The following is a 13,770-nucleotide window of genomic DNA, read 5'->3' on the forward strand; positions in this document are numbered from 1 at the left end:
TGTGGCAAAGAAGATACTCCACGTTGATTATAGCCTCTGCATTGGCTGTGAAACCTGCCAGGGTGTGTGTGATTTTATCCACGATGGGAAGCCCAACATAAGGATATACTACACTGTTTCGGGCCTTCCGGTGCCCATAAACTGCCGCCACTGTGAGAGGGCCCCTTGCCTTGAGATATGTCCCGTTGGAGCGATATATAAGGACCACGAGGGGGCGGTGATAATAGACCCCGGGAAGTGCATAGGCTGTCTGATGTGCCTTGCCGTCTGCCCGTTTGGAGTTCCGAGCTTCAACGTCAGAATCCGTGTGGTGACCAAGTGCGACATGTGCGCCGCGAGGAGGGCCGAGGGCATGGAGCCAGCGTGCGGGGAAATGTGCCCCGCCGAGGCAATATTCTTCGGCGAATCTGAGGAGATTGAGGACAGAATAATGAGAAGAACCGCGGAGAAGATAGCAAGAGAAAGGATATCCTCCATGAATCTGGAGGGGGTGGGGAGAATGCTCTAGCGGTCTGTTTTTTAATCTGTTTGATTAAACAATGCAATTTACCAGTCACGGGCCGGGAAAACAAAATATCTTTCTGACAATATTGTCGTAACATTTATAAGTGTTTGTTCCGATTAAACGTTCGAATATTGCGATTATATGTCCAAATATCACACCTTAAGTTACAAACTCATGGTTGTATACATTTGGTCCAAAAAAACCTTTTATTGGGCGTCTACTACATACGAATGAGCACATTTGGAGGGTCCGCGATGGTGTGGGAATCCCACGTTTCGATAAACCAAGTCTTCGAGATGAGGTGCAAAACAACCAACTACTTCGGTCTGTGCGCCATACACAAATTTAACGATATTGTCCGGGAGCTTAAGGGAAAGGGCGTGGACAAGGTTATCCTCGTCACCGGAAGGAGTTCCTACAAGAAGTGCGGCGCATGGGACGTTGTCAGGCCTGCCCTCGAAGAAAATGGCGTTGAGTACGTTCATTACGACAAGGTGGGAGCCAACCCAACGGTCGACATGATCGATGAGGCGGCTGAGATGGGAAGGGAGTTTGGGGCTCAGGCCGTCATAGGCATAGGTGGCGGCAGCCCTATCGATAGCGCCAAGAGCGTTGCGATTCTGCTGGAGTACCCGGACAAGACTGCCAGAGACCTCTACGAGTTCAGGTTTACCCCTGTAAAGGCCAAGCCGATAATAGCGATAAACACGACCCATGGAACCGGAACCGAGGTTGACAGGTTCGCGGTGGCTTCGATTCCTGAGAAGGAGTACAAGCCGGCCATAGCTTACGACTGCATCTACCCCCTTTACGCAATCGATGACCCCGCACTAACGACAAAGCTTCCTCCGGAACAGACCCTGTACGTGACCATCGATGCACTCAATCACATCACCGAAGCCGCCACAACCAAGGTAGCTAATCCATATTCAATACTTCTCGCCAAGGAGGCTGCGAGGCTGATATTTACCTATCTCCCGGAGGCCCTCAATCATCCGGACAACCTTCAGGCCAGGTACGCACTGCTCTACGCCTCCGCCATAGCTGGAATAAGCTTCGACAATGGTCTGCTTCACTTTACGCACGCCCTTGAGCACCCACTGAGCGCAGTCAAACCGGATCTGCCCCACGGCCTTGGTCTTGCAATGCTTCTTCCGGCGGTAATCAGGCAAATCTACCCCGCCACCGCGAAGATACTGGCCGAGGTGTACAGGCCGCTCGTCCCAGAGGCCAAAGGTGTCCCGGGAGAGGTGGAACTCGTCGCCAGGAGAGTGGAGGAGTGGCTCTTCAGCATCGGCATCACTGAAAAGCTCGCGGATGTTGGGTTTACCGAGGGAGATGTTGACAAGCTAACACAGCTGGCCATGACGACCCCGAGCCTTGACCTGCTCCTTTCTATGGCCCCGGTGGAGGCTACCAAGGAGAGAATAGCGGCCATCTACCGTGATTCGCTTTACCCTATCGGCAGAGGCTGAGGAGACGCTTTCTTTTATCCTTTTTGATTTAATCATTTTTAGGTTCTATATGCATCTTGAGTATTTTATTTTTAACCTTTGGTTCAAAAAATCTTTTTATTGGCTTGTTTGCAGGTCGAATTGAGAAGGAAATCGGGGGAGATCATTTTGGGGGAAATTGAACTCGGCAAAGTCTGTCGAGTATCCGGGGATGCAAAACTTATAATGTACGAGGAGGGGGGAGAAGTCCAGGACGCCCTTTTCATATCCACCGCCCCAGTCAGGGGATTTGAAAAAATGGTCGTCGGGAAGAGCCCGTTCTTCGTTGTGGAGGCCGTCATGAGAATATGTGGCCTGTGCCATGCCTCCCATGGCATAGCCGCGGCGGAGGCCATAGAGGATGCAATTGGTGTGAAGCCCCCTAAAAATGGAGTGCTCCTGAGGGAGGCACTTGGGCTTATCAACAGGATTCAGAGTCATCTACTCGAATTCCTCATGGTGGTTCCTGACTTGGTAGTGCCTGAAGAGCGGGAGAATTTGATCCTCAGGCTGATTGATTTCCACGCAAAAATCGGCGATTTTCTGCTAAAACTCGGAGGGGCCATGACCCATCCACCCAATCTCACGGTTGGGGGCATAAATCCCGTCCCCAAGTGGAGCGTGTTCAATAACCTCAAGGCCAGACTACCCAGGATGCTCCGCTCGTGGGATGAGCTGGCACACCTGCTGGTTGACGAGGACATCCAAACCGATGTCGCGATGGAGTTGAGGGAAAGGAAACTCGATAACCGGTATCTATCCAGCGGACTCTTCTACGGCGATAGATTCAACATCGATGTTCGTAAGATAAAGCTGATTCCATACTACGAATTTCGGAAAGATAATCCCGGCTCCAAGGAATCGACTACCATGATAGCGATGTACAAGGGAAAACCCGTTGAAGTTGGCCCCAGGGCCAGGTTGAGTACCTACAGGGAAAAGAGCTATTCAACGCTCTACGGCCTCCACACTGCGAGGGTTGATGACGTCAGCATTGCACTCCATAGATTGAGCAGCATCCTGGATTCCCTTGATATGAAGGAGCCGTTCAGGAACCAGAACATTGTTTTTGGACCGGGTAAGGGTGTCGGTGTCTACGAGGCCCCGAGGGGAACTTTGGTGCATATTGTTGAACTGGGAGATGAGGGAAGAACACTCTATTCGAGGATAGTTGTCCCCACGATGTTCAATATCCCCGTCATGGAAGAATCCGTAAAGGGGTTAAGTGTTGAAGCTGCTGAGACCGTTGTGAGGCTTTATGACCCCTGCATTCCGTGTACAACACACGTTGCCAGGCTGAGGCGGTGAGACCATGGAAAAGATTAATGTTCTCCACAGGGATTTTGGTGGATGTGCCGGATGCAGCGTGAGCATCGTGCGCGCATACCCTGAAATCAGGGATATCGTTGAACTGGACACTCCGTATATGGTGGACAGGTACCCCCAATCGGACGGCTACAACGTTGCTGTCATCACAGGAGGAGTGTGCGTGAACGAAAGGGGAATACTGGATAAACTCAAATATATCAGGGAAATCTCCGATGTTGTCGTTGCCTACGGTTCGTGTGCCGCATTCGGCGGAATCCTGCGCTTCTGTCGCGGTGGCCAAGACCCCCGGCCGGACCACAGGAGCTTTCAGCCAATAAACAGCATTATAAAGGTTGATTACTCCATTCCGGGCTGTCCTCCAGCGCCGCTGATGCTCCAGTCATTTTTCAGATTTTATCTCAACGAGGACGAACGAAGACTGGAGCTTTTCAGAATCTGCGGAAGTATAAAGAAACTAAGCGGTTTTGACCTTTTGGATGATGTGGTACTTACCGGCCTCTGCATCGGCTGCGGGGCATGCGAACTATCCTGTCCCACCCATGCCCTCAAGCTGGTAGATAAACGGCCAAATCTTGTCCAGGAGAGGTGCATACGTTGCGGGACGTGCTATATTCGATGTCCCCGGGCCACTCAGATTTTAACACTTGGGGGTGGTTCTGATGATCAACGTTACTGACTCCTTCGTGGGGCACGTACTCAACATTTACCTCGCCAGGGCCACTGATAGGGAAGTCCTCAACACAAAAGTGGCAAGCGGCGGTGCCGTGACCGCCATTCTGAACTACGCCCTTGACGAGGGCATTATAGACGGTGTTGTTACTGCAAAGAGAACCAACGGACTTGAGGGTAAAGCCGTGGTTGCAAGAAGCCGGAAAGAACTCCTGGCAACGGTGGGCAATAAATGGAGCATTGTACCCTTTGCATCCCGGATAAAGACAAAAATAGAGGAGAATAACCTCAACCAAGTTGCCGTGGTCTGTTTACCCTGCCAGGCACAGTTCTTTGGCCAGATGAGGGACTTTCCAATGCTGGAGACGGACTTCGGCGAGAGGATCAAATACATCATAAGCCTGTTCTGCATGGGCACCTTCGCCTTTGAGACCTTCATAAACTATCTGTACCTGAATCACGGCATAAAGGGACGAGACGTGAGGGATATAGTCCTCAGAGGAGACGTTATAGAGGTCTACCACCCTGAGGGGATTCTGAAGCTCTCGATTGGGGAAATCTACAGGTATCTCCAAGTTGGCTGTTTGGTATGTACTGACTATACAGGCAGCTGGAGCGATATCTCCGCCGGGGTCATTGAGACGAAACCGGGTTGGACGATACTCCTTGCCAGAAATAAAAAGGCGGATGAGCTTATAAAAAATGCCAAAAAACGCGGCTATATCGAAGTTAGGGATGGGTCCCCGTTTATTGGGGAGGTGATCAATGGAGCCAGAGAAAAGCTCGCTCGATCTCAGAAGAATATGATGTGCATGTTCTAACCCCTGTTCTTGGGTTACTTTCCTTTTTTGGGTAAATCTGTACACCGGTCCATGCATTCAATGGGTAGCTTCAGGAAAAAGATAACGTTAAAAGTCTCCCCTTTCGTATCCTCTTCAGGTGGGAGCATGGAGCGAAAGACGTTCTACAGAATCCTGCTCGTCGTGGTTCTTATCCTCACGGTCATCTACACCCTCGGGATAATGGGCCTCATACCCTTCCGGTGGAGCTACTACATCACCATCTTTATGATAGCCCTCTTTTTGGCCCTCAGGATAGAGAGGAGAGCCTCCGGCCATTAGGGATTTAAGCGGATCAGGATGATAAAAAAGAAACCCTAAACCTCTTCGCTGCTGGAGGCGGTTAACTCGCTGGAGCTTAACCATCAAGCGCAGGGAAGAGGTAAGCGCTAGTAAATGTCATCCTCCAGCACTAAGAACGCTGAGGAAACCTTAAACGCCAGTCCCTTGACCCTACCTTCCCTTTCAGCTGCCGCTATGCTTCTTCCAATCATCTCGGCTATTTCGGTGTCGCTCCACGACCTAGACTTCCTGGAGGCCCCGATGATGACCTTAAATTTACCTCCTTCCCCCGTAGGAACCCGGATCCAATTTACTTTGACTTTCTCGACCTCTGAAATCCTTTCCAGGAGGAACGCCTCCAGCATCCTTGCTGAAATCTCCTTTCCACCGCCTTCCTTGAGTTTTTCGGCAAGTCCCCCGATATCTGCCTCGCGGAGTATTTTCTCAACCTCCGCTTCCACCTTCTCCCTGTTTATTGCCGAGGTTTCCTTCCCACCAAGAGGCACCTTGAGAACCCTTCCTCCCCTAACGTGAGCGTGAGTCCATGGTGCCGAAACTTTCAGCACAGGTTTTCTTGAGGTCCTGGTCAGGTTGAACTCTCTGATCACAACCCTTGTGTCAAAGCCTGTCTCCCGGGATATGGCTTCAGACAGAAACCGTGCCAGCTCGGTTTTTTCTGCCTTGTCGGTTGAAAACGCCTCTATGTTGGCCTTAACTAAGAGAATGTACCTGCCGGTTGCGCCGTACCTTCTGGAGGCCTCCAGCTCGGCCTTTCCAACGGCGACACCAAGGGCTCGGTATGCCTTTGACACGGCCCTCGGAAGGGCTTCTTCAAGGCGCAGGTAGATGTCGCTCGGGGCGTCGAGGGAGTATGAAAACTCCACCGCCGTTGGAGCGTCCTTGGGTTCCTCCCCCTGGAGGTAGTCGAGAAACTCAAACTTACCTAGTTCCACTATCTCGACGTTTCTCAGCTCCTCGGGGGGCTCGGTGTATCTCTTCACAACCCTGCCGCCCCCGTGGAGGAGGATGTTCTCACCGGACGCTCTAACGAGAAGAAGCCTGTTCCCCATACCCTTGAGCCTCTCAAGCAGTTCGTCGAATTTAATCGAGTCGAGCGATTCGATCGCCCGCATGGTATCACCGTCAGTGTTATAGAACTGGAATATAAAACGGTTACCTCGGGAATGTGTTGTGCGTTTCCGGGATAAATAATAAAAGTGGGCGATTCAGCCCCCTGCCTCGGCCGTAGCGTTGCAGGCGAGCGGCTGGGGCTGGTAGTTGAAGACGTCCGGATGCAGGTATTCGGCTATCTCCTCAAGGCCGTGGACTATCCTCGGGCCGGGCCTGACCACGAGGTTCTCATCGCTTAGGACGTAAACGTGTCCGTTCTTGACCGCATCAACCTCGGAGAGCGGGCCGGAGCATAGGTCCTCGGGCTTTATTCCTGCGTTCGGTGAGATTATAATGACCTCGGGGTTTCTGGCGATTATCTGCTCCTCACTCGCCGCTCCCCAGCCGCTTACATCGCCGAAGATGTTCTCTCCGCCGGCGAGGTTTATGAGGTCGTCAACGAAGGTTCCCGCCCCAGCCGTCCAGTAGCCGTTGTAGTAGCTGAGGATGAAGAAGGTCTCGACTTTCGGCTTTCCGGCGACCATCGCGGAGACATAGCTTACCTTGGCCTTCATCCCGGCCACGACCGACTTCGCACCCTCCTCGCGGTTGGTTACCCTGCCGAGCAACTCGATGGCGTTGTAGATATCCGTGATGTTCTTGGGGTCGACTATGATAACCGGGGCTATCTTCTCCAGGCTGTCGAGGATGTCCTTGGAAAAGCCGTCCGCCAGTATAAGGTCTGGCTGGAGCGATGCTATGGCTTCCAGGTTGGCGTATTTGCCGTAACCGCCGATTCTAGTGATGTTCTCCACCGCGGGCGGGAAGTCCTCGTAGTCGGTCACGCCAACGACTTTGTCGCCAGCGCCTATGTAGAACAGGCTCTCCGTTATGCTGGGTGCTAGTGAGACTATCCTCTCGGGCTCGCCCTCGATGGTGACCTCCCTTCCGGCGAAGTCCGTGACGGTTAGGGGATAGCTCACCTGGAACGCATCGGGATGAAGGAGTTTTGCGACGGCCTCAAGTCCCTTAACAACGCGGGGGCTGGGATGTATCAGGTCGTTTTCGTTCTCAATCATGTAAACCCTGCCCTCCTTGGCGGCCTTCGTGTTCGCCAGCGGGCCCTTGTAAACGTCCTGAACGCTCATGCCGCAGTGGGGGGTGAGCAGTATTACGTCGGGGTCGCGCTCCAGAACCTGTTCGGGGCTTACCGTCGGCCATCCGGTGGTGTCGTTGAAGATGTTCTCTCCGCCGGCCAGCTCGATGACGTCGCCGATGAAGGTTCCGCCTCCGGCGGTCATGAGCGGGTTGTTCCAGACAACGTAGAAGACTCCAACCCTAGGCTCTCCCGCGACCATCGAGCTTATCGCCTTTACCTCCTCCTGAAACTCGGCAGTGACTCTCTTGGCGCTTTCTTCTGCGTTGAAGACCCTCCCGAGGAGCTCAAGCGCCTTCGGGATGTCGTTCATGCCGTGGGGGTCAACGACCACGACCGGGGCTATCTTTTCAAGGTCGCCAAGAATGGCCGTCGAAAAGCTGTCAACGAGTATCAGGTCGGGGTTCAGCGACGCTATGACCTCAAGGTTCGCGTACTTTCCGTAGCCGCCTATTCTCGTAACGTTCGCAACCTCCGGAGGAAAATCGTCGAAGTCGGTGACTCCGGCAACCCTGTCGAAGAGACCCAGGTAGTAAAGGTCTTCGGTTATGCTTGGGGCTATGGTGACGACGCGCTTGGGTTCTGATTCTATCGTGACGGTTCTATTGGCAAAATCGGTGATGGTGATGGGGTAGTGGCTCTCTACGGAGGATGTCGTCGTTTCCGGCGAAGCGCTTGAAGTCGTCGTGGTAAGCGGCGAGGGGCTCTTGCTGGGAGTTCCGCTGCTCGTGGTTGTGGTTGCATTTCCGCCGATACAGCCAGCGGCCACAACGGCTCCCAGCATGAGAATCATGAGCAAAACGGCGGTCTTCTTCATGCGCATCACCTGGATTATTTGTCCATCACTGATTTGGCCGAGGGTATATAAAGTTGTTGGATATTTTTTCCATCTGGCCCCTCCCAGCCCCTAAGGGCGGAGCCTGTGGGAAGAAAAAAGTCATCCAGCCCCTTTTCCAATTCGGAATATGTCCACACGGGTTATGATGCCCGCTATCTTCCCCTCCTTGTTTTGAACGAGAACCGCAGGGTGCTCCTCAAGCAGGTACTTAACGACCTCAAGGTCTTCGTCCTCGTTGACTATTGGGAAAGGCTCCTCCATTACCTCCATGACCTTCCGGTCGTAGATGTCCTCGTACTCAAGGCTCTGCCTGACCAGTGTCCGCTCCGTCACCGAACCAACGACCTTGTTACCCGTGATAACCGGAATCTGGGAGATGTTGTGCTCGTTCATTATCTTTATGACGTTCTCGACGAGCTCGTAGGGCTTGACCGAAATAACCGGGGAGGACATGACGTCTCTCGCCTTTAGTTGGGCGTTCTTGCATTCCAGCAGAGCCTGAAGAATTCGATTGAAGGTTGAGAGCCTCGGGTCAACCTTCCCCGCCTCAAGTTTGGCGATGTAAGCCTGGGTCACACCGGCTTTCTTCGCGAGTTCCTCCTGGGTTATGTCGAGTTCCTTCCTGATTCGTCTTATCTCCCTCGGGTCTATCGGGCGGGGGATTATCACCATACATAACCACCAGTTATTTACTTCAGTCTTGAAGGTTATAAGCCTTCCTCAGAAGTGCATCGAATTGTGGGCCGGGTACAGAGGCCCGCGTTCATTCGCTCGCGCGGGTGGATGCTCCCGGCCCTGTGGGCTCGGCGTGAGCACGCTCCGCTCACGGAACCCGATACCTCGCGGAGGCGGGTTGACCGAGCCCATGAGGAGACGCATTGTCCCCTCACTGTCGGCGGTTTGTTCTATGGCCGACCACCTTAAAAACCTGAGCCTCATGCCGTCGAGATGAGTATCACTCCGAGAACCGCCAGGACGAGGCCCTCCAGTATCTTCTTGTTCGGCGGCTCCCTCAGGAGGGCTATGGCTAGGGCGGAGGCTATTATCGGGTTCACCGCGGATACAGGGGCGGCTATCTGGGAGCCCACCTGGTTTATTGAGTATACGAAGAGGTACTGGCCGAGCATTAGACCAGTAACTGCCGCGCCGATGAGAAGAAGGGCCTCCTTCAGGGTTATCCTCCTCACCTCTGCCCCGTACTTGGGCAGGAAGAGGGAGACTCCAACCGCCGCGAACATCATCCTTATCCCTGCTAGGGGAAGGACGTCTATGCTACTCGTCAGCCAGTCCATAGTCAGGATTGCAAAGCTCCATGAGAGCGGGGCGAGGAGCGCGAATACGAATCCCTTGGGATCAATCCTCTCTTCCTCCTCCGCCCGTCGGACAACCACTATGGCTGTGACGACGAGAACTGCCCCGATTATCACCTGGGGGCTTATCCTCCTGCCTAGGAAAAGGAACGCCCATAGTATGGCCCAGAGGGGGTACGTGGAGGTTATTGGGACCGTCCTTGAGACGCCCATCATCTTGAGAGCGTTGAGGTAGAAGTAATCACCGATAACGAAGCCAAAGAGACCCGAAACGAAGGCGACCGCCAGGAGGGTCGGGGAGAGCTGGGCTATCTGGGAGAAAGTGCCGTTTATCCAGAACACAACGGCGAACATCACCGCAACGGCATAGAGCCGAAATATGTTGGCAGCGACGGGGCTTTTTTCCCTCATGCCGACTTTTATCAGTATGGTGGAGGCCGCCCATGAAACGGCAGAGCCCAGCGCAGCCAGAACACCGAGGATTACGCCGTCCATGTGAGAACGGGTGGCGTTTAGCTTAAAAACTTAACGTTTCTATAAATGTCGACATGACAATATTTTTATACATCCGCGACTCTAGTTTGGGCAAATGATGACCTCGGCAGAACTGACGTCAGGATGATGACGATCTTGAGTGCTGATTAATAAAAAGAAATCAGCGGATGATAATGTTGAGCCTCCTCAGCTCTATCCTTATGCTGTACTCCTTTGAGACTTCCCGTAGAATGCGCCTTATGGTACTCTCGATGTCCCTCTTAATCTTGCTGTCCGAGACCCCCGAGAACGAACCGAAGAGTCCCCCCGTCTCCTCCCTCAGGAAGCTGGCTTCGATATCGAGCTGAATCGTCGAATCCTTGACCTCGTGGTTCATCTTGAGCCACTTAAAGGTGACTCTCGGAATCAGCTTCATCTCCGCGTGTATCCTGTTCTTCAAGGTCTCAATGGCAGGCTGGATGCGGCCCCTCAGCATGGCTTCCTCGGCTTCCTTCTTCTTTTCCTCAGTGAACGGGGCGAGTTCATCTATTCCTGCCTGCTTTAGAAGTTGCTCGACCTCCTTTTCGAGGAGCTCCTTCTTTGCTAAGACCTCCGCGGCTTTGCTGGACGTCACTACCGCCGTTTCCTTGGCAGTCTTGGAAGTGACGGCTGGCGTGAGAACCTCAACGTCAATGTTGTGCACGGTTATATATCTCTTGAGGGACCTTCCGAGCTCCCTGGCGTGTCTGGTGAGGATATCCCGGAGTATCCTTTCGACCGCCTCCTTGGTCATCCCGGCCTCCGCAACCATCGAGAGGTTTACCTCAAACTCCCTTCTTCCCTTCACGTCGAAGTAGGCCTTCTTGACTTTGATTCCCGTGCTCTCAACTTCCGTGATGACCGTTCTGGCGTACGCGCTGAAGTATGGCCACACGTCCTCCAGAACCGCGAGGCTTATCTTGCCGTCCTTCGTCACGTTGCCGGTCTTCTTTTTGTCCCTGTTAACGATTTCCTGGGGCTTCACTTCCTGGCCGTCTATGACTATGCTGACGTCCTTGACTATCGGTTTAACCTCCGCCTCCCTCAGGAGAACCGGCGCGTACTTGCTGACCGCGTGGAGCATCCTCTTCTCTGCTATCTCTATGTCCCTGGCACCGCCATCGGAGTTTCCGTAGATGTGGACGTTGAGGTAGACCACGCCCTCGCCAACGTTTGCATCGAACTCTATCCTGCTGATGGTTAGCCCCTTGATCCTTTTGGCCTCCTTGAGCAGGTCTTCGGCGTAGACCTGGAACGCCTTCTCCGGAACGCTTCCTCCGTTAAGGTTGACAACAACCTCCGGCTTTCCGGCGGGGGCCGGCTTCTCCTTCACGGGCGCCGGAGCGGTTTTTGGTTCCTCAGGTATTGCCTCCGGTTTCTCCTCAACGGTCTCTTCGACCTTCTCTTCCGCCTTTACCTTTTCGACAACAGGGAGCGTCGCTGGAACCTCGCTCTTGGCCACCGTTGCGGTTGTCGTTGCCTTCATCTCCTCCGTCTTTGCGGGCGGTCCTTCCCCTGTCGTTTCAAGGAGTTCCTTCAGCGGTGTCTTCGGGGTCCGGACGTAAACATCAACGTTATCCGCTATGGAGAGCTTGATTTCCAGCTCATCAAGGTCATAAACGTCAACGACCATGGGTTTACCGATGAGTGACTTCAACACGCTGATGGCTTCTTCCCCGTTAAGGTCCTGCTTCTTGTCCACAATGAGGCACTCAGCGGCCAGAACTTTGGACCTGTCGAGGAGTACGGTAAAGTAGTACTTACCGCCCGAATCCTTGGCGAATATCTTTAGAAACGCCCCGTTGCCCTTCGAGATAATCTCTTCAACGAGAGCCCTCAGCTCCCCCGCCGAGGTCACTACCACGTTCTCCATGAGCGGTTGCTTGTCCGGCAGCTGCATTCTCATCACCATTAGCTATATATATCCTTTTCATCAAAGAAATCCCGAAAGGAATCACCGTCTTAGTATATCGGCGCTTGTATTTAAACATTATTGTGCAAAAGGGTGAGAAACATGCGGGTGCTCATACTCGGAGGTGGCGCAATCGGCCGTTCGGTGGCAGACTCCCTCAGAGGGGAGTTTGAGGTTATAATCATCGAGAAGAATCAACTCCGTGCAAAGGCCCTTGAAGACAGCGGTTTTCAGGTTGTTCAAGGTGATTTTTCCTACACCGCGACCCTGCTGAAGGCGGGTATTGACAAGGCCGAGCTTGTTATAATTGCCACGATGGACGTTGACACCATAAAGAAGACCGTCTACGTTATAAGAACCAACAATAAGGAGGTTCCCATTCTAACGGTTCTCCCCGATGAGGTAAGCCTCGATGACCTCGTCTCGCAGATAAACGAGGAGTTTGAGGCCGATGTCAAGGTTGACTACGCGATTTCTCCGAGGAGCGCCCTTAAGGATGCTATGGTAAAGACCGTTATGATGCTTGGAGAAAAGAAGAACGCCAACCTTCTAGTGAGAAAGCTCAAGGAGCTTAAGTCCAAGAACGACTCCCTCCTCATCGTCATGCACGACAATCCCGACCCAGATGCCATAGCCAGCGCAACTGCCCTCAGCGTCATAGCGCAGGCCCTTGGTTTTAGAACCCAGATCGTCTACGGGGGAGACGTAACCCACCACGAGAACAGGGCCTTCGTCAACCTCCTCGGCGTTGACATAAGGAAGATTTCTCGCGGCTCCTACGAGCTCAAGCGCTACCCGGTGATAGCCCTCGTGGACTGCCAGCCCAACGGGAACCTGACGGTACTGGAAGGCAGCGACTACGAGAAAATAAAAATACTCATTGATCACCACCAGATACTTCAGCACCTGCAGGATCTCCTGCCGAAGGATGCGTTTCTTGACATACGGCCCGAGGTGAATTCTTCATCCGCCATACTGGCCGAATACCTCCGCACCCTCAACATATCAGTCACACCGGTTCTCGGAACGGCCCTCTTCTACGGCATCTACATAGACACCAAGAAGTTCTCCAAGCTGAGCCACGTTGACCTCAAGGCCATCGAGTTCCTGGCGGGCAAGGTTGACTACGAACTCCTTGACAAGATAGAGCACCCCGACATAAGCACTGAGACGGCCGAGATACTGGCCAAGGCCATAATGAACCGCCGCATATACAAGAACGTCGTCGTCAGCAACGTCGGCTTCATCACGAACCGCGACGCCATAGCCGAGTCTGCTGACTTCCTCCTCCGGCTGGAGGGCATAACGACGGTTCTGGTGTTTGGAATCGTTGACGATAGGATAGAGATATCCGCGAGAACCCGTGATGTCAGGGTCAACATCGGAACAGTTCTCAGGGAGGCGTTCGGCGACATAGGCAGCGGCGGAGGACACGCGCAATCCGGCGGCGCCAGAATCCCGCTTGGAATCTTCAAGCTCGCGAAGGACAAGAGCTCGCTGCTGAGACTGGCGGAGGAGGCCATAACAGAAAAGTTCCTTGAGGCTTTAAAAGTTAAAGAGGGTTGATCATTCTTCCCTGGCCTTTACCAGTATTATATCCCCAATAGCGGTGACCCTGTCGTAGGGCACGCCCACCTTCTCCCCGGGAAGTCCCAGGGCGAGTATCTTGGCATGTCCCCTGTCAATCTCGATCAGTATCTCGTCAACGTAGCCGATGTAGTAGCCCTTGGTGTTGTATATCTGCTTTCCGTAGAGCCTTGAGAGGCGCATCACCATTTTAATCACCGGATTAGGTTATTGGTGAACGTATTTAA

General features: G+C 53.3%; 13 protein-coding genes. 7 read left to right on the top strand and 6 right to left on the bottom strand.

Annotation, left to right across the window (positions count from 1 at the left end; translation table 11 throughout):
• Position 1: 1 nt before the first annotated feature.
• The 6 genes from E3E51_RS04575 to E3E51_RS04600 all read left to right on the top strand — a co-directional run bounded on the left by E3E51_RS04575 (position 2) and on the right by E3E51_RS04600 (position 5,117).
• Positions 2 to 508 (top strand): 4Fe-4S dicluster domain-containing protein, encoded by a 507-nt coding sequence (locus tag E3E51_RS04575; RefSeq protein ID WP_048056508.1) that lies wholly within the window; start codon positions 2 to 4, stop codon positions 506 to 508.
• 227 nt (positions 509 to 735) lie between these two features.
• On the top strand, positions 736 to 1,980 hold the full coding sequence (locus tag E3E51_RS04580) for an iron-containing alcohol dehydrogenase (protein WP_240924249.1): 1,245 nt from the start codon (positions 736 to 738) through the stop codon (positions 1,978 to 1,980).
• 204 nt (positions 1,981 to 2,184) lie between these two features.
• Positions 2,185 to 3,306 (top strand): nickel-dependent hydrogenase large subunit, encoded by a 1,122-nt coding sequence (locus E3E51_RS04585; RefSeq protein WP_240924250.1) that lies wholly within the window; start codon positions 2,185 to 2,187, stop codon positions 3,304 to 3,306.
• 4 nt (positions 3,307 to 3,310) lie between these two features.
• The gene (locus tag E3E51_RS04590; protein WP_167911923.1) at positions 3,311 to 4,003 is read left to right on the top strand and encodes a 4Fe-4S binding protein; all 693 of its coding nucleotides are present in this window, start codon (positions 3,311 to 3,313) and stop codon (positions 4,001 to 4,003) included.
• Entirely contained in the window at positions 3,987 to 4,817 is an 831-nt protein-coding gene (locus E3E51_RS04595) for a Coenzyme F420 hydrogenase/dehydrogenase, beta subunit C-terminal domain (RefSeq protein WP_167911924.1), read from the top strand. The genes E3E51_RS04590 and E3E51_RS04595 overlap by 17 nt, the downstream gene beginning before the upstream one ends.
• A gap of 126 nt (positions 4,818 to 4,943) precedes the next feature.
• The gene (locus E3E51_RS04600) at positions 4,944 to 5,117 is read left to right on the top strand and encodes a hypothetical protein (protein ID WP_167911925.1); all 174 of its coding nucleotides are present in this window, start codon (positions 4,944 to 4,946) and stop codon (positions 5,115 to 5,117) included.
• 107 nt (positions 5,118 to 5,224) lie between these two features.
• On the opposite strand, the gene E3E51_RS04605 is transcribed toward E3E51_RS04600, so the two are convergent.
• From E3E51_RS04605 to E3E51_RS04625, 5 genes are all read right to left on the bottom strand, one after another.
• Positions 5,225 to 6,250: a hypothetical protein gene (locus E3E51_RS04605; RefSeq protein ID WP_167911926.1), complete on the bottom strand. Its 1,026-nt coding sequence runs from the start codon at positions 6,248 to 6,250 to the stop codon at positions 5,225 to 5,227.
• A gap of 93 nt (positions 6,251 to 6,343) precedes the next feature.
• Entirely contained in the window at positions 6,344 to 8,206 is a 1,863-nt protein-coding gene (locus E3E51_RS04610) for a helical backbone metal receptor (protein WP_346765941.1), read from the bottom strand.
• A gap of 114 nt (positions 8,207 to 8,320) precedes the next feature.
• Positions 8,321 to 8,893, bottom strand: coding sequence for a CBS domain-containing protein (locus E3E51_RS04615; protein WP_167911927.1), 573 nt, complete (start codon positions 8,891 to 8,893; stop codon positions 8,321 to 8,323).
• Between the two features lie 263 nt (positions 8,894 to 9,156).
• Positions 9,157 to 10,026 carry a DMT family transporter gene (locus E3E51_RS04620; protein ID WP_167911928.1) on the bottom strand — a complete coding sequence of 290 codons (870 nt, stop codon included), beginning with the start codon at positions 10,024 to 10,026 and terminating at the stop codon, positions 9,157 to 9,159.
• A gap of 160 nt (positions 10,027 to 10,186) precedes the next feature.
• Positions 10,187 to 11,956, bottom strand: a complete 1,770-nt coding sequence (locus E3E51_RS04625; protein WP_346765942.1) for a hypothetical protein — start codon at positions 11,954 to 11,956, stop codon at positions 10,187 to 10,189.
• Between the two features lie 102 nt (positions 11,957 to 12,058).
• On the opposite strand from E3E51_RS04625, the gene E3E51_RS04630 reads away from it, so the two are divergent.
• Positions 12,059 to 13,522 (top strand): DHH family phosphoesterase, encoded by a 1,464-nt coding sequence (locus E3E51_RS04630; RefSeq protein WP_167911929.1) that lies wholly within the window; start codon positions 12,059 to 12,061, stop codon positions 13,520 to 13,522.
• On the opposite strand, the gene E3E51_RS04635 is transcribed toward E3E51_RS04630, so the two are convergent.
• Positions 13,523 to 13,732 (bottom strand): PRC-barrel domain-containing protein, encoded by a 210-nt coding sequence (locus tag E3E51_RS04635; protein ID WP_167912150.1) that lies wholly within the window; start codon positions 13,730 to 13,732, stop codon positions 13,523 to 13,525. It abuts the gene before it with no gap.
• Positions 13,733 to 13,770 lie beyond the last annotated feature (38 nt).

Origin of the sequence: Thermococcus sp. 21S7, assembly GCF_012027615.1 — an archaeon.
Lineage (GTDB): Archaea > Methanobacteriota_B > Thermococci > Thermococcales > Thermococcaceae > Thermococcus.